This window comes from Nostoc sp. WHI, from assembly GCF_015714725.1.
Classification (GTDB): domain Bacteria; phylum Cyanobacteriota; class Cyanobacteriia; order Cyanobacteriales; family Nostocaceae; genus Nostoc.
On the sequence record NZ_WBKM01000307.1, the window covers coordinates 1 to 20,333 of the forward strand.

The window sequence follows — 20,333 nt, forward strand, 5'->3', positions numbered from 1 at the left end:
GGGGCGGGGGGCGATGTAGAAACACCCATACACGACGCATTGGGATGGGAATACAAGCGATTCAGACATCAAGCTAATGAGCCATTGTACGCGGCATTTCTTCTTAATGAAGACAAGAGCGTATGGCAAGTAGTCGTCAGCATTTGGGACATTGAAAAGCAGCGCCCATACAAATACTTTGCTCCAAAAGGAGACGGCAATCGTGCATTCCTGCCCTCGATCCCAATAGGTGTACGCCAGATCATCGCCCAGAAATCTGGCTTGGATGTGCCGATGTTCGGTAATTTCTGGCAATGGGTGAAAGAGTCAGTGAATGAGGTGGGAGCTACGGAAGGAGGTAAAAAGACCCTTAGCGCCCTATCGATAGGACACATCATGATTGGGCTATATGGCTGTGAATGTGGCGCACCGGGAAGACCGCCCACTCTGATCCCGGACTTAGCGGGCTTTGTCGGCCCTGGTTCAACATTGGTCGTAGCCTTTGATCAAGATGAAAAACCAACAGCCGTCAAAGCAGTCACCAGGGGGATAAGAAAGCTAAAACTTGTACTTCAAAACCTGGGTGCTAACCTTGCTATTGTTGAATGGAGTCCCAAAGATGGCAAAGGATTGGATGATTTGATCGTGAACAATGGAGTTGAGGCTTTTGACGATGCCTACAATAAGGCAATCGCTTACATGGAGTCACAATTTGCTGTTTCAAAGGACTCCTCAAGTGACAAAAGACCGACTGCGGACATAATCAGCCGGGAGATAGCCGAAGAGTTCCGAGAGCGCCTAGCTTACAACAATGAAGCTAGGCAGTGGATGCACTACGAGATCAAGTTCCCTGGGGTATGGTCAGAGGAAACCGAAGAAGCCATCGAGATGATTATTTATCAAATCATTACTGCCAGGGGCATCCAGGGCTATAGCACCCACAGCTACATTACTAATATTGTCAAATTCCTGCGATCGCAACTTTTTGTCCGCGAATGGAACGAGCGCTCACCCAAGGAACTGATGCCCTTTTTCAATGGAGTCCTTGAGATTGCGACTGGGAAATTTTTACCCCATTCCCCAGGTTATCGGTTGACTTGGCAGCTGCCACGCTCACACGACCCCAAAGCCACAGATTGGTCACACATCGACGCTTTCCTGACACACTTGGCTTCGGGGAACGAACAGCTCAAAGATTTGCTGATTTGCTACTGTAATGCGGTGTTAAAGGGACGTTCCGATTTACAGAAATTTCTTCACCTGATTGGGCTGGGTGGGACAGGTAAAGGTACTTTCAGCCGACTGCTAGTTAACTTAATTGGTTCAGAAAACGTCCACAGCACCACGCTCGAAGATTGGTGCAGTAATCGGTTCGAGGGGGCGAATGCTTACAAGAAGCGGCTGGTACTCTTCGCTGACGAAGACAGACAAACCGGGAAGTTGGGTAAATTCCTCTCTCTGACTGGAGAAGACCCGATTCGGGCGGAGGAGAAGGGAAGAAAGGCTTTCCATTACCAATATGACGGCATGGTGCTGGTGTTATCAAATCTGGCAATTTTTATGGGTGATGCTGCTTCTCGGGTGAAGCGGCGGGTAATTTCATTTCCCTGCAACAATGCCGTAGACCCAATTCAGCGCCGGAATCTTGATAAAGAATTTTCGCCAGAACTAGCAGCGTTTACCAATTACGTTCTGAGTCTATCAGACGACCATGTGACCGCAGTAATTAAGGGTCTGCAAGAAATCCCAGAATGCACACTGGAGTTCTGGGAGAACCGCACCCGTGTTGACGCGATCGCGGCGTGGTTGAATCAGTCCGTGATTGCTGACCCAATGGCGAAGACTCCTATCGGCAGCGATCGCTTTGAAGGCGAGGACGGCTCAACCGTTACCACCCTGTTTGGTTCTTACAACCGCTATTGTCATAAGGCTGGCAGTAAACCGAAAAATCATAACAACTTTTCACCCGACCTGCTGGAACTGTGCCGCAGCGTTTTGGGCTGGTCAGTGGAGAAAGAATCTACCAAAACGGGTAAATTTATCCGGGGGCTGCGGCTGAGGGTGGCTGGGATAGATGATCTCATTCCCACCCATGATTACACCCTCGCTCAAAATCTGAATTTTGGTGACGGCACTGGTGACGGCACTGGTGACGGCTCAGAACCCATACTCAATAAGGGTTTTTCGTCTGGTGACGGCACTTTGATCAATCAGCTAGAAAAAGAAGTGGAAATATTTTTCGAGCCAGAGTCCCAAATCGACAATTCTTTGTTAGAAGATAATTCTCTGACACCACAGCCCGTTGAAAAAGATTTGGTAATAAATAAAAGTGGATTGGGTTTTGAGCCGTCACCCAGCGTCAAAGCCAGTCCAAATAATGGTTTTGAGCCGTCACCACAGCCGTCACCAGTGCCGTCACCATCCGTCACCACTCGCCAACCCGTTAAAGGAAATCGTGTGAGGCTTATTTCAAGCGGTGAAGTTTATCTGATCTCTTGGGTTTCCTGTGGCAGTGATAAAGTGCTTTTGGTTTCTGCCCGAACCGGAGAGCCTCTCACCAAGGCATCTAAGTTGCGTCCTGGCGCTGCGGCTGGTGGATTAAATCTTATTGATGTTAGTGAACTGGAGTTTTTGGATACTTAGGGCAACTGATAACAGGATCTCCGCACCAACTATCCCAACGTCGGCGATCGCTTTTAAGAGTTAGTTATGCTCTCATGGCAGAATCAGGATTGCTCCCGTTAAAACTGATAAGCAATTTTGATTGATTAGAGTGCGATCGCAACTTCCCTCGTAGTCATGCAAATGTACTACAAAATCCGATTGTAAAAATGTCAAAGTAGCAGTTATTGGCATCACCGTGCCAAAACGGGAAAATTGTACGCTAAGGGTAAAAGCCATGCCCAGCAAGCATCTTAGCCCCTCTCTTTTCTACAGCACCCGTGAGCGGCTGTTTACCCTCATTTGATTGGTGCAGAGTACATACTCTGCGCTAATAAACCTATTGCATATAAAAAACCCTGGAGAAATGCCAACTCTATCGAGATTGCAATTTATCTAGGGTTGTAAAGTATATATTTATGTCTCGTAAAAACGTAAACTTAGTGTTCCCAAAAATTTTGGGATTTGAACATTACATAGATGTGATCTTCAGGGGGTCTACCGAAATCAACCACAAAGTATATGCTCTACTCTGCGCTAACAAATACATTAAATTCATCAGGAAGTAACAAAGTCGCTTTTAAGTGATAGCTAGGTAGCTCGTATCAAATTTTTTTTTGGTTTACTGATTGTCTTATGGAAAAAAATGATAATTTTATTAGGGACTTCCAAAAAATAAATTATCCCAAATTATTTGTACATTTGTAGGGGCGCACAGATGTGCGCTCCTACAATGGGATGTTTTTTTCACTGGAAGTCCCTTAATAAAACTAATCAGTAACAGCTTCTTGGATATGAAAAGTTTTTTTCGAGTATTAATCACACTCAGTCTATCATTGACCCCAGTACTAGGTTGGACTGGTAGTGCAGAGGCGGCTCTCCTCGTTGCCGGCTTAGAGAATGGTGACGTTCTTAGCTTCGACGATACAACTGGTGAATTTATTGGCATTTTTGCTGAAGGGCTACCTGGCGATAGCCCTACCAGTATGACCTTTGGTCCTGATAGTAATTTATATGTCGGCATAAATACAGGTGCAATCCGCCGCTACGATGGGTTAACAGGTACATTCATTGATACGTTTGCTTCTGTCGATCGCAGCCAGTCCCTGATCACTAGCATTACTTTTGGAGTTGATAAGAATCTCTACGTGACAGATTTTGATGGTGATAGAGTTGTTCGTTTTAATGGTACTACTGGAGCATTTATTGATAACTTTGTTCCTACAGGCAGTGGCGGACTCAATGGGCCTACAGGATTAACCTTTGGACCTGACGGAAATCTATATGTTGCGAGCCGAATATCCAACCAAGTTCTACGCTACGATAGCTCAACTGGTGCTTTCATTAATGTCTTTGCAACTGGCGGAAATAATGGACCTCAACAGCTAGTTTTTGGTACTGATAATAACTTATATCTTGCTGTTGATGGTGCTGGCGGGAATGGTCAAGTTCTCAGGTTTAATGGTCAAACGGGAAGTTTAATAGACACATTCGCTAGCAATATTCCAGATACAACAGATAGCATGAGTCTGACTTTTGGCCCCGACGAAAACCTGTATGTAACTAGTCAGTTTGGAGATTCAGTATTGCGCTTCAATGGGACGAGTGGAACATTTATCGATACTTTTGTTTCTAGCGGCAGCGGTGGTCTTAATTTTCCTACGAATCTACTCTTTCAAAGAGAATCGGTTCCTCAGCCAGTTCCTGAAGCTACTACTACTCTTGGTCTTCTTGTTTTAGGCGCATTTGGTGTTAGTTCAGCTATGAAACGATTTAGAACTTTTTGAGTACTTGGCGTCACCGTGCAAAATTGGGAAAATTGTACGCTAAGAAGCTGATGCTAACCTCAACGCTATGAAAATAAGTTGTTTTGAGCAAATGGCATATCTCTATTTATCATTTTTGGCTCGAATTAGTCTTGGAAGATGGTGCAGAGTATTGATACTACTCTGCACCATCAAAAAAATAACAGCCCAAATCCAGACAGACAAAGACTTTCAACCTTAGCGTACAATTTTCCCGTTTTGGCACGGTGATGCCTTATTCAAAATGGAGGTTTTATGGAAATCGGAGACTTTTATGAGAATTACGCCGAGCATAGAGGGTATTGAGCCGAGATACGTGTAAAAACCTGCAAGATGGTCTGGAAAGCGTTACTATATATACGTTCTAGTGTTTTTGATGTCTAATGAGAATTTGTGCATGAATGCACTGGCACTTCTGACCCCATAATTGCTTTTCGCCTACCAAAGAGAATTATAAATACTCTGTGGTAGAAGGCTAATATTTTGGGCTATAATCCTTTGCCTGTAGGAGTTACAGACAATTTATTGCGAAAGATATTCAAAGTCCTTGCTGTAAAACCTGTAAATAAAATTAATAAATACTCCAGTTTTTGTAGCGATACATACCCAAGATTTGCGCTTCCCTGTGAATTTTACGTACAAATGAGTGAAACCCTTATATAGCAACAGTTTCCAGACCATCTTGCAGGTTTTTACTTGTATCTCGGCTCAATACCAATTACGCCGAGCATAGAGGATACGCTATTTCTTTGGAAAGAATCAAACCTTTGTCTGCTGGGCAGTACGAAGCCAAGGCAGCGAAGATTGTACCTGGCAGGCACTCCCCTTTATACGAATATTCACTACAACAGAAATAATTCACGCTTAGAACATAACTCCTATATTAATACTGAGGACTTTAGTCAAACTCTTGTGCCTATATATAGTCTGATGTATCACTCATTACGTCATGTTGTGGGTTTTTAGCTAGATGGCTACCCAAAACCTTTGGTAATAAATTAACTTCCTGCTTTCTTATTAGCATGGTAATATGAAGCTAAGAGAATGCTGATATCTTGGGGAATAAGTCTGCGTAGAGTATTAAAAACTCTTTGTGTCTGGATATATTGTTGAAATGTCGACGTGGTAAGGGTTTTAAAAACCTTTGTGAACTACTGAATCTGGGTTGAAGTTTTTCCCATTTGATTTGCATCTTAATTATTCATTGAAGGAGATAAAGAATGTTTTGCAAAATAGCACTTATGTCTTTGCTAACGACATGCTGTTTACTAAACGGTAGCGTCAAGCCAGCATTGTCCCAGTCAGTTTCACCAGAACTAGCTTCACCAAAACTAGCTTCACCAGAACTAGCTTCACCAGAACTAGCTTCACCAGAACTAGCTTCACCAGAACTAGCTTCACCAGAACTAGCTTCACCAGAACTAGCTTCACCAGAACCTAATAGAATTAATTCATTTCCTACCATCCCTCTGATAACCCCTGAACTAGAACGTACACTTTCAAGTTCAGCAAAAGTCCTATTTGCAGTAGTCCGATATGACGGCAAACTTATTCGTAGCTTTGGAGCATCATCATCACAAAAAACTGATGGTACTCAAGGATACTATCAGGTCATTTTTGGTAGAAATGTAACTTCCTGCGCCTACACTGCTACTCTTGGACGGACAGACTCACAAGGTGTAGATCCCCCTGGTTTTATTACAGTAGTTGGTCGCTTCAACAATAAAAACGGTGTATTTATTAGCACGCACAATAAAATTGGAACTCTTGCAGACCGGAGTTTCCATCTAGTAGTAACATGCCCCAATTAATTCTCTGTGTGAGAATGGTTATCACTACGTGAATGAAGGGTGAGGTGATCGCTAATCGTGGGCTAGTTGGGGTCAAATTAGCGAAGACCTCATTTCCTGCTCTAGGAGTCAGTCGATTGAGTTTGTTCGTTGGACTAGGTAGCAAGGTCAAACAGTTATGCTTATCAGGTGTCAAATCATTGTAGTCTGTGGATCACAGGGTCTACAGTCTGGCAATGAAAATAAATCGGCACGGACGCGCTAAGGTTCTAACGCAGTCATGGCTTAGACAATGACCGCGATCGCAACGAGAACACCGCAGGCATCGCAGACTAACTATTTAGCATTGAGCCAAGATGGACGTATTTATCAATTGATAACTATTCGCAATAACTCTGGAGTGGCGCGACTCTCAACGGAGTAATGGGGTTTCAAGCGGTGTAGACTGTCCATAAAATAGCGCGTACACCGGACACTACCAGCAAGAGTAAATGAGGCCACCGCCCCCAGTTCGTCTACCCAACAAGCATTACAGGTCTAGAGAATACCTTACACCAAGCGAGGTGCGAAGTATTCTTGATGCCGCACTAGAACGCAAAGCTCGTTATTCTCACCGTGATTATACACTGATGTTGCTCATGTTTCGCCACGGTCTGAGGGTGGGGGAAGCTGTAGGGGCTAAGTGCGGTTTGCGCTGGGATGCGGTCATGTGGGCCGAACGTCAGATTTTCATCACCAGGGAAAAGGGCAGTGACTCAGGGGTGCATCCCTTGAGAGACGATGAATTAGTTTTGCTCAAAGAACTCAGAGAGATGCTGCCTGATAGCAAATATATTTTCGTGTCTGAGCGTGGTGAGGTGATGTCAACTGATGCAGTGCGAAAGCTGCTTGGGCGACTGGCGGCACAGGCTGGGCTTGATATCAAAGTTCACTGTCACATGATGCGCCATGCTTGCGGGTACTATCTGGTGAATCAGGGTTACAACACTAGGGAAATTCAGGACTTCCTGGGACACCGTGATATCAAACACACGGAGAAATATACAAAGCTGAATGCTCGGCGGTTCTTGAATTTTGATTGGGGAGATTTGTGATATCTAAAATTATGATAAGTAGCGATTATTCATCAAGGGAGTACTTAACCTCATGTGATCACGCTCTGGAAATGGGCTTGCCTGTTTATTAGTTGTCGGATATCGGAAGCACTGGCACTTCCCAAGACTGATATCAAGTCTGGAGCTACCAACGAAAGTTTACCACCAAAGACAAGCATAAAACCCAGTATCACGACATCCCAGAAGAAGGGGCTGGAAATTTCCAATCTGCCCAAGATTAGCCTCGTTTATTTTATAAGAATTTTTCATTCAGATTATGGGAATACTTAAATTATGTTTCTTGAACAGAGAATTTAATTTATGTTGCCAAAAAGGACTAAAGTAATTTCAGTATTCAATAACAAGGGTGGCGTTGGAAAAACTACTATTACATGGAATTTAGGAGATGCACTTGCACGTCAGGGTAAAAAAGTACTTTTAATAGATTTCGATCCACAATCTAATCTTTCAATAGCCATCCTGGGTAAAAGATTTCAAAATATTCTTCCAAGTCCAAATACTCCTTACGGAACTACAGTAAGAGCTTTTTTACAGCCTTTTTTACAGAATGATGGACAGTTACAACTATATACACATAAAGGATTTCACACTCATCATGACGTTGATTTAATCGCTAGTGATGCTTGGCTCAACGTTTATTCGGAATCTCTTAGCGTTGGTTCTGATTTGCTTACTGGTAATGGACTTGAAAAATATTCAATAATAAATAGAATCATAGAAGAAGCTAACAGTTCTTGTTATTATGATTACGTATTAATTGATTTACCACCTTCATTTAGTAATTTGGTTAGAATTGCTTTTTATTCTTCAAATTATTTTATCGTTCCTTGCACATCTGATATATTCTGCTCATATTGCGTAGAGCTTATAGGTGAAACGTTACCACGTTTTATTAATGAATGGCAATTAGGATGTGGTCAGTATAACAGAAATAATCCTCATAACCAAAAATATTTAAATCTTGGTAAACCTATGTTTGCAGGTTGGATTTTCAATGGATATGATACAAGAAAACCTAAAAATAAATTAAAAGGAGAAATTATGGTAGCAGATCAACTTATGGCTTCCAATATAGCAAAAAGTGTTAAACGATTTGCTATCAGAATAGAAGAAGAAACAAAAAATGATCCTTTAATTATACAAAATAAGCCAAATGACATGTTTTACTTTGGGGGAATAGAAGATATGAATATTCTTATTCAAAATAGTATGTGGTTAAATTGTCCAATAACAAAATTGTCTAAAATGGAACCTGTAAAACTGAGAAAAATAAGACCTTTGCGAAATCGCGCTGTGTGGTCGCAAAATCAAGTTGATCAAATCCAAAAACTAACAATAGCTTTCCTGCAAATAGCAAATAATATAATTAAATTTTGTATTTAATTAATCAATATTTTTTTAATAAACTGGGAATTAAAGCATAACTAAAGGCAAGACGGCAGTAATTCATCTGATACTGATGGATATATATGTAGCTGCCCGGATTAATCTATTTCAGGACTTAGGAGATGGGCTAGATTTTCTACTAGCTGAATCATTTGCCCTTAATGTCGTGAATTGATAGTAGGACGACATCGAAGCTGAGGGGATAAGGAACAAGCTACAAAGCCGAATGGCACTAAGATACGAAATAATACTGATAAATATCCTAATATTTATGGGAACTATAAAAAATAGTTCTTTAAGGATAAATAGTTTATGCCTCGCAATTTAGAAATTTTTAATAGAGAAGAATGGTTTTTGAGTGAGGGGATGAGAGATGATGGTAATGTTGGATACCCTATTTATTACAGACACGCTCTTAGTTATTCAATAGCCAAAAATATTATTGATGGTAAAAATAAGGCTTGGATGAAGCAAGAAGTAGATAGACTTATTACATCATTTAATAATGAGAAGTCATACCAATGTGACGATAAGTTTGTTGAATTATACCCACTCGCTATACCACCATTTGAAAGAGGAAAGGGGTTTATTTTAGTCGATCAAACAGATTCATATTATCCACTTGTATTCTATAGTGATAGCAGCGAACGAGAGGGAAAACCAAGAGTTTCGGCTCTTAAGTATTCTTTGGAATCTATCAAAGATGGGTTAGAAGAAATTTACGATAAACTTTCTGAATTGAGTCATGAGAGCGAATGGGATTTTGACTTTCAAAACGACCTTTGGAAGATTTATCCAGGTAAGCCTTATTCCTAGCTTTGAAAAGCTAATCTTTGTTTACAGTGCGTAGTTTTTAAATTACGCTTTTTGTTACTTTTTCTATGTATAATTACGGCATTAATATGAATGATAGGTTTATCCCTCTAAATTGTGACGACGATGTTATTTTCTTTGAAAAAGATACATTTAAAGTCAGTAAGTTAAAAGAGATGCTTTCTCAAGAAGCGAAGAATAAGTTAAGTCAAGCCATATATTATGAAGAAACTAAAAAATTTCGATGTTATGTTATTGGTTTATTAAGTTCACTTTCTATCGGTCAAGAAAGTATCGGTTTAAATGAAATTCAATTCCACTCTATTAAAGATTGCCAAATTCTTAGAGTTAGTGGGAAGGGTTGGCAGAAGGGTAAGCTAAAAATTCAAATAAGTAAACTAACTAATAACCAGGCAGGCGGTGTTTCTCTGGAATTTTGTTCCGATGAACCTGATGAACCTGAATCGCCTTTAGACGATATTAGAAAAAGGCTAGAAGCTAATTCCAATTAACGATCGCACAGGGTAAAACGCTTGGGCGGTTGTTTGATACGACTAAAACTTGAAGGTAGTTCTGAAATTCTATAATTAAAAGGAAAAAGGCTTTATATCAGAGCTGAATTTTCCGAATTTAATTCTTACCATGATTGCCAGAAAAATTATTAGAAAAGCTTTTTAATTTCTCTGCACAAAGCTTAGAAGAAAAAGTGAACCAAGAAAATTTATGGTGTGGTCGAAATGTGTTGGTAATAGATGGATCAACAGTGTCTATGCTCTGGAGATTGTTGGGCTTGACGATAAACGTTGGGATGTCGAATTGGATTTAAGACATCTAAAAACTACCTTGGGTATGGATATTCTGCGATGTAAAACACCCTCAATAGTACGCAAAGAAATTTACGTTTTTTTGCTGGTTTATAATCTACTTCGTAGTTTGATGTGGGATGCCGGAACTACTTACACCACTCCTCCATTACGCTATCAAGAGCAAGGTACTCGCCACCATTTAATTAACTTTATTCCTAAATTATTAGCAGCAACTTCAACAAAACGTGTCCGAATTTATCGCACTTTGTTAACAGTTATTGCTCACAAGGCTGTTCTCGACCGCCCAGGTCGCAGTGAACCACGAGTTCGTAAACGTCGCCCCAAAATTTACCCCTTGATGACCAAACCCCGGCACGAATTACAAAAGCAATTGCAAACTGCTTAAACCACAAGCCTTTCAGCTTTTCTTAGTGCCATTCGCTTACGTGTTATGGCTGTATGAGTCAGATAATGTAGATTAAAGAATAAATAATCAAGAATATAGAATACATCATCTATAATATTTGCCACACAAGCAAACTGAGTCAAATGTAAACGTGACCCAAAAACTGGCTGTCTTCAACATGAAAGGAGGGGTGGCGAAATCGACCACCGCTTACAACTTAGCTGTGGGTCTGGTCAAGTTTAAAAAGCAACGGGTATTAGTTATTGATATCGACCCACAAGGAAACGCCAGTGCTGCACTAGGGATTCCCATCTGGCAGCTAGAATTTCAGCTAAAAGATGTGTTGCAGCACAAGGTTCCGTTAGCACAGGTACTGGTGACAACTGCTAGTGGTGTAGATGTAATACCATCTAACATCTTGCTGGCAGAAGAAGAAATTCCAATATCTGGTCGTCCAGGCAGAGAACTGCTACTCAAAAAAGCGATCGCTCCAATATTAGATAAATATAATTTTGTGCTGATAGATTGTCCGCCCAACGTGGGTGTGTTTGCCATCAATGCACTAATGGCAAGCGATGGGGTGATTATCCCAGTGGACATGAGCTACTTAGGATTGTTGGGGGTTCAAGGAATTGAACACGCCCTGACTTTGGTTAGAGATCAGCTAGATCATCCCATTGCCATAGCAGGTGTGCTGGCAACTCGGTATGACCGCAGGAACAATCTTAGTAAAGAAGTTTTGGATGCCCTAACTGAGCATTTTGGCTCAAAGATGTTTAAAACGGTGATTCCTGAGACGGTGAAAATCCGAGAAGCACCTTCTCACGGGCAATCTATTTTTGAGTACGACCCAAACGGTGTAGGTGCTTCTTCTTATCGGGAATTAGTTAATGAGGTTTATAAATGGCAGTAAATAAAAATAAGTCGCGTTCAGTTCTCGGTGCTAATCCTTTAGCAAAAGGGGTTTTTAACAAGACTGAGGTAGAAACTCAGCCTACTGAAGAAATAATCAATAATCAAGAATCTAGATTCTTGATTAAAGGTGATAGAGAGGCAGTGAATCTGCGCCTACCTATCGAACTGAACGACTGGCTCAACGATCTACTAAAAAAAGGTAAGCGCAAGCATGGTGCTAAAGTACCGAAGGAAGTTTGGGTGCAAGCTGCTTTGGAATTGTTCAAGGCAATGCCCGTAAACTGGGAAGAGATTGATTCAGAGGAGAATTTGCAGTCAGCACTATTGAATCTAGAAACTAGAATAAAGAATGTAGAATAAAGAATCTACTGACTTTAAGACAATTTATTTGCGATCGCCACTAGCAAAGTAAGACGTTTTACGTCGAGTTCTAGAATCACTCACTACAGCACCTCAAAGGGCTAGAGCTTGCTGCTACATCAGGCTGGCTTCTTTCTTCATCTGAAGTGGAGGAGCTTGTTGGGTATCGCTTAGTAGCTTCCAAGATATTCAAATAGTTGGTCAGGATTGTCTAGCCAAACAGGAGTGTAAATTTCTGCCAGCTTTATTCCGTACTCTTGCTCATCCTCTTCATCCATCCCTTCAAAGCTTATATATTCGTCCTCGCTTAGAATGTACCCCGCAGAATTCCGATTTTCAAAACCGTACAATTTACCTCCGTCGTCAAAGCAAGAGTCAGCCGTACCATCATCAAACACCCTCAGCCTTGCCCAAGTTAATTTATCTAGCAAGTCACATTCATGCAGCCACCACTCAATAGCCACAATGTGTTTACTCCAGTAAAACTCTTCCTTAGTCACGATATTTCACGCTTATTTAAGCTCGCCGATTTAACTTTAAAGTTAATAAAAATGACTTTGCTATGCTTGACGACATAATCAACAAAGGCGATTGCCGCTCTTACACCAGGGTGGCTTGTTTCTTCAGAGTACGTACATATTCTGCCCTAAAGTCGCATTTCCCGTATCGAAATCTTGGGATTAGGCTATTTGGTACTGTACAGACTTTGCGCTAATAAACCTATTGCATATAAAAAACCCTGGAGAAATGCCAACTCTATCGAGATTGCAATTTATCTAGGGTTGTAAAGTATGTATTTATGTCTCGTAAAAACGTAAACTTAGTATTCCCAAAAATTTTGGGATTTGAGCATCTAGAGATGTGGTCTTCAGGGAGAGGACATTACATAGATTAAAATCTATGGCATATTATCTTAATTAGATTTTTATTTATACTAAAGCTCATCAGTAATCAAAAAGTAAGCAACGAGATTTTCTGACTCGCTCCAAAGCCTTGCTAACAAAGGTTTCAGCAGCCAATGCATCGCACTGTTCTTGCGAGGCGCTGGCTCCTAGCATCAGACTGATAGTGCTTATTGACAGACCAAGTTGGTATTGAGGTATTGCGATTGCATTATGATTTAGACAGGAACTCGCCCCTTGGTTTATTTGGCTTTTCCGCAGGTGGACTCGCTGCACTTTTAACCCTTGCGGAAAGTCATCTTCCAATTCAATCTGTTGTCCTTGCGAGTGTCACAAAAGCCGTTAGATCATTAACTTATACTATTAAAATTACTATTATAACGATAAAAATGATACATACCCATGCGCGTGTTGGCTGACCATTGATACTACAGGCTCTTAGATTGTCCTGTCCTGCTTCCTGCTGAATGTAAATACTTTCCGCTAGAGATACAACTTGTTCAGTAGCATTAGACAAAGTATAGGAAAAAGGTGTGTAACTTTGAACTTTAGATTGTACTGCGTTCGATAGTGAAGCTATAAAATCCTCTTCAAAGCTATCGAAAACTCCTTTGGGGTTCCTAAGCTTGGTTAAAACAGCCTCTTCAGATAAGGTACTACTATGGAGGATCTCGATAGCACGAAGGTATGTCGCACCTATTATATTACTTATTTCTTCAGAAAGACCCAAGGAATTTGTCTTGTACCCAGACTCAACTTTTATTAAAGGTTGGTCTATATATGCATGAAGAGCATCGTAAGAAGAACGTGCATTAGCATCTTTCTCCACTATACCTAATATGAGGCTTGCAGCTTTAAGAAACAAGTCCTGATCGTAATTTGATAGAGAAGGCATTCGGTCAATCGCTGCGAGGATTTTTTCGACGGTAGCGCTCGTTTTATTATCGATCACTTGAGCCTCATTGCGTTCAGGTACACTTAAAACTAGTGCAACTGCTGTGCCGCCAAAAATCGCACTACTTAAAAGATGCCTACGGGAAAGGAAAGCTTTTAATCGTCCTCTAGAGAGTTGAGGTTGGTCATCATTTGTATTGCCCGAAGGGTAATTAGACATATTTTCTCCTTTGAACTTTGGTTAACACTTTCTCAGCTACATTAGACTTCTTGTACAAATAAAAAAAGCAAGACTAAAAGTATTGTAGTTACGTGGAAAACCTTAACTTAAACAAGAAGTCCATCGACATTTAAGATTATTGTATCAAGTTAGTATACATATATTTGCTATATAAACGCAATATATTAGAACAACGCCCTTTCGTAGCAATGGAACAAGAATGTACGTTAAGCCCAAGATGCTTACTATAATTGAGTTTGAGCAGTCGCCCTAAATTTTGTTTATTCCTGTGATAAAGATTCTTATCACAGGAAAAATACGCTCAAAGCCTGAATTATCGGTCAGAATGAGGCATTGAAGAAGGTAAAATTATTATCGTTATCACAGTAATCAGTCGTTAGCGTACATTTTAGTTCCAATGCTACTCGCACGCGTATTTGAACGAAGCGATTAAGAGTTACACTATTGCCTAGAGAGAGATTCCTTTAGTTTGTCTTTTTGATTGTTGCTGTTCTTCTTTTATTTCTTGCAATACGCCGTCTGCCTTTGACCAAAGTTGAATATCTTCTTTCTCTATTTCCCCCACATTAATCGGTGAATACTCAAGCTCACCTGACTGGTTTCGGTTGACTGCCACTCGAAAAATCTCACCTCGTTCATCATGGGTAAATACCAATTCTCTACCTTGCTTCTCCAGAGTGGCACGTTTGAATCTAAGGCTATTTGAGCCATTTTCTCTTAATTGCCAGTTGATTAATTCAACAGCAATAGGCACAGCTTCGGCTAAGAATTCCTCTTCTTTGCGCTGCTTTTCATCGAGTGACTGTTCTGGTTCTGACTTTTGAGTTACCAGTTGATTGCTAGCGATTAGTACCAATTCTCTGGCTTCATTAGTAGTCCATTCGGCTGGACTGGCTTTGATAATTTCTTCAACCTCTTCGGCTGGCTTATTATCTAAGAGCGCTTTGACAGCAATTTCTTTGTCTCGGTCAGTCACTAATAAGTTTTGCAATCCGGCGCTGTAATGCTTGTATAACTCGGCTGTTTGACTTGCGGTTAGCTTTGGTTTATCTGTGGCTAGAGTTTGAGCTTTATTAAGAGCAACTGCATCCACTGTTTTTTGTGATCTATGGAGTTGATCCAAATAAACAATCGCTGCTTCCAGGTCGTCGAATATGGTTTTTCCGGCTGATAGCTGCTGCTGAGATTGAGAGAGTTGTTGCGTTAATTCTAATACTGTTTGGGTTAATGCTGAAGAGATAGTCGATTGCTCAATATAATCAGAAATTGATGAAATGGCTCTTTTATCTAGATATGATTGTAACTCAGTCACAAGCACTGCATCCAGGTCATTAAATATAGTTTTAGCTGTAACAAGCTGCTCTTTGTATTGAGAAAGTTGTTGCGTTAATTCTAATACTGTTTGGGTTAAGGCTGATTCAACAGTCGATTGCTCAATATAATCAGAAATTGATGAAATAGCTTTCTTCTCTACATGGGATTGTAACTCTTGAGTAATCGCCGCGTCTAGTCCGTCGAATACAGCTTTATTCTTAGCTAGCTGCTGCCGATATTGAAAGAGTTGTTCTGTTAATTGTGGTAACGTTTCACTTAAGGCATCATCAACTACTGACTGTTCAATAAAGTCAGCAATTGTATTTACAGTTCTTTGTGATAAGAGTTGTTCCCTTTCAGCAATCGCCGCTAATAGCTCGTCGTATGTGGTTCTTACGGCTGATAAATTCTGATGATACTCAGACAGTTGTTCTGTTAACTGTGGTAATGTTTCAATCAAAATTGACTCAACTACTGACTGTTCAATAAAGTCAAAAATTGTATTTATGAGTTCTGAACTGGCTCGTTGTTCCGCATCTGATTTAGCTGGGGTTAGCTGGTGTTTAGTTTCGGCTATGGCTTGAGCTTCTTTAGGTAATGCGGTTGATATTATTTGTTGATTAACTTGGTTATTATCTACAGATTCTAAGAAACTATTTAAACGTTTAATTTCGCTATCGTCTCGTAATGGGTCGTAGTTTATCCCTAATTCAGACTGGAGTTTTGTAAAGGAACACTTATATTTATTGAGATTACCTCCCTGTTTCCAGAGCAAACGGGGGCTACCATCTTCATTAACTGAGCCGACATCAATGCTAAACTTGATGCCCCTTACGCCACCGTGACCGTAATAACTAACGACAGCTTGGACTTGATGCTCTCTCCATAAGCGCTCAATTAGCTGGGGCATTGTGGGTTTATCTGTTGCCACTTGCTCAATAGCCCGTCGCATTATTTCTTCGCCTGGAAGTCCATCGCGTTCGACTCGTTCAAGCTGATTACGAGTCATAGCTTTCTGCTTACTTTCCCAACTGCTTTGGACTTGAGTTAGCTGAAATTCTCGCTCTAGTAGTCGGGCGGAGTGTTCAGAGTGGGCGTAATTATTCCAAGTGCGGATAGATTTACCATCTAGGTTATTAACTCTAGATGCAACAATGTGGGTGTGGTCGTGTTCTTTGTCTGAGTGTCGCGCTATAAAGAAGTCATAAGCTGGCAGTTCTGATTCTATAAATTCATCAACTAGCTCTTTTAGTTTGGTGTCAGCTATCCTTTTATCAGGCTGTTTAACTTGAGCTTCATCACCCTTAAGCCGCGATAGTACAATGACCGATGCCAAGTGACGTTGGGATAGATTAGCTAATTCGTCATCATTTAGCGTTCTATCATTTTTCGGTACACTAAGCATTAAGTGATAGCATGGGTCTTTGAGTTGGGGGTTAAGATGGGCTGATAGGGTAAATTGCTCTACCAATTCATTGGTACTTTTTCCATACATATTCCCACCAATAATCTTAGCTTTCTCTTTCTCTAAGACGTATTTGGTAGTACCACGAAATGATTTGTTAGCCTTGACTTTGGTAATCATTTCACTGCCCCTCTGCTGTTGACTGAGTGAGTGATTGGCGAGTATGTTCTAAAAGGGCTGTCAGTTCTTCAAGAGTTTTCAGATATGATTTCACCTCCAGCGTCAACGGTTGACTACCAATTTTTACAGCTTCGTTGATAGCTCTAGTCTGCTGATTCAGGTTGTTACCAATCTTCTTTAACTCATAGATAGCCTGTCGGTTAACTTCGGGAATGACTAATTTAGGATGTGGCAAAGGGTAGTCAAATAATCTCGCTCTTATATAGTCGCTTTGCACCACTCCAGTACACCGTTGCTCTAGCCTCGCTTTTTCAGCATAGCTAGCCCTAAACGTGATTGTTATTTCTCGCTTTTCATCTGGTGCTACTGACCGATTGGTTAATGTGTCAGCTAGTTGATTACTGAGATTGGTGCGGGGGTCTGGCTGCATAACTAGTTAGGCGTTTGATTATTTGATTTTTTATTTTTCACCGGGTTATTCGCTGTAGCTGCTACGGCGCTCTGCGCCGAGCAGGTAGGCGAATAACCCGGAACTCTCTTGACTTATTAACCCCTTTAAAAGACCTGATTCTTGGGGGTTTGGGGGACACCCCCAACAAGCAAACACACCGCTTTTACCGAAGGTAAAAGTAGCACGTAGTGCGTTACGGTGTATTGCTTGCCTATGCCCCCACGACAGGACTGAGGTAACGAGAGCCATGAGGCACAACGGGAGGCTGGGGGAGTACGAGACTTGGGCGACCTACGAGTGACTCTGTGCAACAACAAGAGTGTAACCGAGGGCTGGGTCTGTTTAACAATGCTGCCCTATCCCTTTGATATCAGAGTGTTGATTCATGGGTAACTGCTTTTTTAGACTAGTCTACCTCACGAGGATACAAACCCTCTTTTATTGATATTCGTCACATCACGACAAGAAACTTAAACTTTTTCTGACCGCGAATTTTTTACAATGGAATGATTTGTTACTACTGGTGGCTATGTCTCGCAAACCGAAAGCTGTTCCTTTATCAAAAATAGAAGATATTCAAACCAGTCTCAAACAGAAAGCGGCAACTCCTAAGACTATCAGCCTGTCAGATTTAGTCCTCAGTTTGGCTAAACCTATTCAAGATATGTTAGATGCTGGCTACTCTTATGACGATGTTTCTGATGTGTTTAAAGGTCATGGGGTAGAACTAGCGGCCAGTGGTCTGAAGATTTTTCATAAAAAAGCTTCAACAATAACGGAGAATAGTTCGAGTAATTCATCAGAATCTAAAGCGGTTGAAGAATCAGTTAATTCTGACTCCGAGCCAGAATCAACTGATTCTTCAACCACAACTAACAATGATGTTCCAGCAGTAGAGGTAGATAGTTCACCACCTGATAGTAGTGAACTATCCTCACCTTCACCATCTCAAACTACGAAACGCAAAAAAACAACACCTACGACTTCTGCCCAATTCAACATCACTGATAGGAGTGAAATATGAAACGAATAGTGATGATACTGGGGGGCAAGGGTGGTACAGGGAAGACTGCCTTTACTCGCTTGCTACTTGATGTAATACACAATAAAGGAATTAATTATCTAGCTTATGATGCAGATACAGAGAATCCAGAACTGTACGAGTACTATCAAAATTTTGGCTCAGGGGTAAGGCTGTTGAACTTCCTAGAGGTGGCAGAGGCGAAACGCTTCTTTACGGAAATAAAAGCGGAATCACCCGACTCAATAATAGTAGATATGCCGGGGGCATCAAGCAATAAAACCAGGGAGATTATCAGTAAGTTTGGGCTATTCAAGATTGCAGGCGATTTAGGTTATCGGGTAACACTGGTGACTGTGCTTAACCTTGGGTATTCGGTGATCACTAGCTTAAAAACTATGGCTGAGTTCTGTGGCGATAAAGCAGATTATGTGGTGGTAAAAAATCTGTGCTGGGATAAAGGTTCAGGTTTTCAGCGTTGGGAGAATAGCAAAACCTCGGCAGCGATATCTGAATTGAAAGGCATAGAAATAGAAATGCCAGAGCTAGACTACTCGACCTTTGACACGTTGACAGAAAAAGGTCTACCTTACTCGGCTGCGACTGAAGAGAATGGATTTCCCTTTGGAGATTACCTGCTAGTGAGTGGATTTTTGGATCAGGCGAAACCAGAGCTTGAAAAGGCTGGGGTTTATTTGGGGTTGCAGCAGTCAGAGGTAAGTCTTGTTGCTGAGTCCTCTAATACTTCGACTTCAGATCAAGTATCGGTAACAGTATCTACTTCTCGTCGGGGTAAAAAGAAAACTAATGAGCAACAATAATAATAGCAACGGCAATCACAGCAATCCTCATTCTGAAACTGCCGATTTCGTAGAGAGCAGTGAACAGGGGGAAGTCAAGATAGCACTAGGCAGATTATATAGAGAGTTTGAAAATTTTAAGCAATCACAGAAAACTGAACGCGAACGCGATAGGGCGGAGTTACAAGCATGGGCGCAAACGAATTTAATTCAGAATCAACTCCTCAGCAAAGCGATGGTGACAATCGAGATGCTGACGGGGGAATTGAAGAATCAGAATCTCTCCTCGAACGATTCCGAGCAGAGCAACGAGAATTTGAGACAAGAATTAACTCACTTACTGAGTCAGTCACAGAGTATAAGCAAATCCTCATCGACATTAGAAAGCTTAGAATTCAAAGGGCTAAAGACCGAAATATCACAGTTAAAGTCGAACTGGAACGACCTGTTGATTCACATGAAGAACTTGACTACGGTTATTCAGGAGTTGAAGAACAGCCCTCCCCCAAAACCCATCACCATAGAGAAAGAGGTTTATCGCGCTGAACCCATAAGTAAATATGGGACGATGGCGTTGATTACTACATCATTTGCTTTGTTAACGTTCTTCGGACTCAATCAATTTATTCCGGTAAATATCTCGAACGATATCGACATCTATTTGAGAGCAATTTTGCAGCGTACAGATTATAGTAATGCCAAGCTACAACGGGTAGAAAAGCGTTTGCGGACTGATCCTAATCAAAGATGAAGGGCAATATATAGTGATTGGGGCAAACAGGCTTAACGTGATATTTGCCCCAATCATACAAATAATCAGAGATAAGAATCCACAAGTTTACCTTGAGTTGACCACTTCTCATCTAGAAGTCTGCAAGCTACATAGACAACTTTTTGAGGGTTACGCTTGCGTTTTCCATTTATCCCCCAGCAACGGACAGTGAAATCACTTTGATAACCCAAGACAAGTGCAAGGTCGTCGTAAGTTAACTGCCACTTTTTCTTAAACTCAATTGGGTGCATAAATTTAAATCCATTACTAGGATTTCAGGCTTTTGATGTCTTGATATCTTTGAACTAAGTGCTTTC

Annotated in this window: 21 protein-coding genes and 1 pseudogene; 14 read left to right on the forward strand and 8 right to left on the reverse strand. The window is 41.1% G+C overall.

The window, feature by feature from the left end; genetic code table 11:
- Positions 1–2,622 (forward strand): DUF3854 domain-containing protein (locus F8S12_RS31400; protein ID WP_196520231.1); only part of this gene is annotated, 2,622 nt, incomplete at its 5' end.
- Positions 2,623–2,694: 72 nt separating this feature from the next.
- Here F8S12_RS31400 and F8S12_RS31405 read toward each other — a convergent pair.
- Positions 2,695–2,880 (reverse strand): hypothetical protein, encoded by a 186-nt coding sequence (locus tag F8S12_RS31405; protein WP_196520232.1) that lies wholly within the window; start codon positions 2,878–2,880, stop codon positions 2,695–2,697.
- Between the two features lie 554 nt (positions 2,881–3,434).
- Between F8S12_RS31405 and F8S12_RS31410 the strand changes: the two genes are divergently transcribed.
- The 10 genes and pseudogenes from F8S12_RS31410 to F8S12_RS31450 all read left to right on the forward strand — a co-directional run bounded on the left by F8S12_RS31410 (position 3,435) and on the right by F8S12_RS31450 (position 12,036).
- Complete coding sequence (locus F8S12_RS31410) at positions 3,435–4,427, forward strand: Vgb family protein (RefSeq protein ID WP_196520233.1); 993 nt, start codon at positions 3,435–3,437, stop codon at positions 4,425–4,427.
- A 1,238-nt stretch (positions 4,428–5,665) separates the two neighbouring features.
- Positions 5,666–6,256 carry a hypothetical protein gene (locus F8S12_RS41185; RefSeq protein WP_230968398.1) on the forward strand — a complete coding sequence of 197 codons (591 nt, stop codon included), beginning with the start codon at positions 5,666–5,668 and terminating at the stop codon, positions 6,254–6,256.
- 271 nt (positions 6,257–6,527) lie between these two features.
- Positions 6,528–6,659: a hypothetical protein gene (locus F8S12_RS41820; protein WP_269144863.1), complete on the forward strand. Its 132-nt coding sequence runs from the start codon at positions 6,528–6,530 to the stop codon at positions 6,657–6,659.
- A gap of 67 nt (positions 6,660–6,726) precedes the next feature.
- A complete protein-coding gene (locus F8S12_RS31420) occupies positions 6,727–7,329 on the forward strand; it encodes a tyrosine-type recombinase/integrase (RefSeq protein WP_196520234.1) in 603 nt (200 codons plus the stop codon).
- 321 nt (positions 7,330–7,650) lie between these two features.
- On the forward strand, positions 7,651–8,733 hold the full coding sequence (locus F8S12_RS31425) for a ParA family protein (protein ID WP_196520235.1): 1,083 nt from the start codon (positions 7,651–7,653) through the stop codon (positions 8,731–8,733).
- A gap of 315 nt (positions 8,734–9,048) precedes the next feature.
- Positions 9,049–9,552 (forward strand): hypothetical protein, encoded by a 504-nt coding sequence (locus F8S12_RS31430; protein ID WP_196520236.1) that lies wholly within the window; start codon positions 9,049–9,051, stop codon positions 9,550–9,552.
- A gap of 86 nt (positions 9,553–9,638) precedes the next feature.
- A complete protein-coding gene (locus tag F8S12_RS31435) occupies positions 9,639–10,061 on the forward strand; it encodes a KGK domain-containing protein (RefSeq protein ID WP_196520237.1) in 423 nt (140 codons plus the stop codon).
- A gap of 289 nt (positions 10,062–10,350) precedes the next feature.
- Positions 10,351–10,480 (forward strand): annotated as a pseudogene (locus F8S12_RS42505) (transposase); the annotation flags it as partial.
- A 432-nt stretch (positions 10,481–10,912) separates the two neighbouring features.
- A complete protein-coding gene (locus tag F8S12_RS31445) occupies positions 10,913–11,674 on the forward strand; it encodes a ParA family protein (protein ID WP_114085639.1) in 762 nt (253 codons plus the stop codon).
- The gene (locus tag F8S12_RS31450; RefSeq protein ID WP_196520239.1) at positions 11,665–12,036 is read left to right on the forward strand and encodes a hypothetical protein; all 372 of its coding nucleotides are present in this window, start codon (positions 11,665–11,667) and stop codon (positions 12,034–12,036) included. Before F8S12_RS31445 ends, F8S12_RS31450 begins: the two co-directional genes overlap by 10 nt.
- Before the next feature lie 170 nt (positions 12,037–12,206).
- Here the strand turns inward: F8S12_RS31450 and F8S12_RS31455 are convergent, their stop codons facing one another.
- The 6 genes from F8S12_RS31455 to F8S12_RS31480 form a co-directional block, all read right to left on the reverse strand.
- Positions 12,207–12,536, reverse strand: coding sequence for a hypothetical protein (locus tag F8S12_RS31455; RefSeq protein WP_196520240.1), 330 nt, complete (start codon positions 12,534–12,536; stop codon positions 12,207–12,209).
- 444 nt (positions 12,537–12,980) lie between these two features.
- On the reverse strand, positions 12,981–13,244 hold the full coding sequence (locus F8S12_RS31460; RefSeq protein ID WP_196520241.1) for a hypothetical protein: 264 nt from the start codon (positions 13,242–13,244) through the stop codon (positions 12,981–12,983).
- A 49-nt stretch (positions 13,245–13,293) separates the two neighbouring features.
- Complete coding sequence (locus tag F8S12_RS31465; protein WP_196520242.1) at positions 13,294–14,052, reverse strand: hypothetical protein; 759 nt, start codon at positions 14,050–14,052, stop codon at positions 13,294–13,296.
- Between the two features lie 469 nt (positions 14,053–14,521).
- Positions 14,522–16,972 (reverse strand): relaxase/mobilization nuclease domain-containing protein, encoded by a 2,451-nt coding sequence (locus F8S12_RS31470; RefSeq protein ID WP_196520243.1) that lies wholly within the window; start codon positions 16,970–16,972, stop codon positions 14,522–14,524.
- A 1-nt stretch (position 16,973) separates the two neighbouring features.
- On the reverse strand, positions 16,974–17,402 hold the full coding sequence (locus F8S12_RS31475) for a plasmid mobilization protein (protein WP_196520244.1): 429 nt from the start codon (positions 17,400–17,402) through the stop codon (positions 16,974–16,976).
- A gap of 45 nt (positions 17,403–17,447) precedes the next feature.
- On the reverse strand, positions 17,448–17,672 hold the full coding sequence (locus F8S12_RS31480; protein WP_196520245.1) for a hypothetical protein: 225 nt from the start codon (positions 17,670–17,672) through the stop codon (positions 17,448–17,450).
- A 280-nt stretch (positions 17,673–17,952) separates the two neighbouring features.
- Between F8S12_RS31480 and F8S12_RS31485 the strand changes: the two genes are divergently transcribed.
- Genes F8S12_RS31485 through F8S12_RS31495 form a run of 3 tightly spaced genes read left to right on the forward strand, consistent with a single transcriptional unit; the run spans position 17,953 to position 19,995 of the window.
- Positions 17,953–18,447, forward strand: a complete 495-nt coding sequence (locus F8S12_RS31485) for a hypothetical protein (protein WP_196520246.1) — start codon at positions 17,953–17,955, stop codon at positions 18,445–18,447.
- Positions 18,444–19,265, forward strand: a complete 822-nt coding sequence (locus F8S12_RS31490; RefSeq protein WP_196520247.1) for a hypothetical protein — start codon at positions 18,444–18,446, stop codon at positions 19,263–19,265. Before F8S12_RS31485 ends, F8S12_RS31490 begins: the two co-directional genes overlap by 4 nt.
- Complete coding sequence (locus tag F8S12_RS31495; RefSeq protein ID WP_196520248.1) at positions 19,252–19,995, forward strand: hypothetical protein; 744 nt, start codon at positions 19,252–19,254, stop codon at positions 19,993–19,995. The genes F8S12_RS31490 and F8S12_RS31495 overlap by 14 nt, the downstream gene beginning before the upstream one ends.
- Positions 19,996–20,060: 65 nt before the next feature.
- Here the strand turns inward: F8S12_RS31495 and F8S12_RS31500 are convergent, their stop codons facing one another.
- A complete protein-coding gene (locus F8S12_RS31500; protein ID WP_196520249.1) occupies positions 20,061–20,267 on the reverse strand; it encodes a hypothetical protein in 207 nt (68 codons plus the stop codon).
- Positions 20,268–20,333 lie beyond the last annotated feature (66 nt).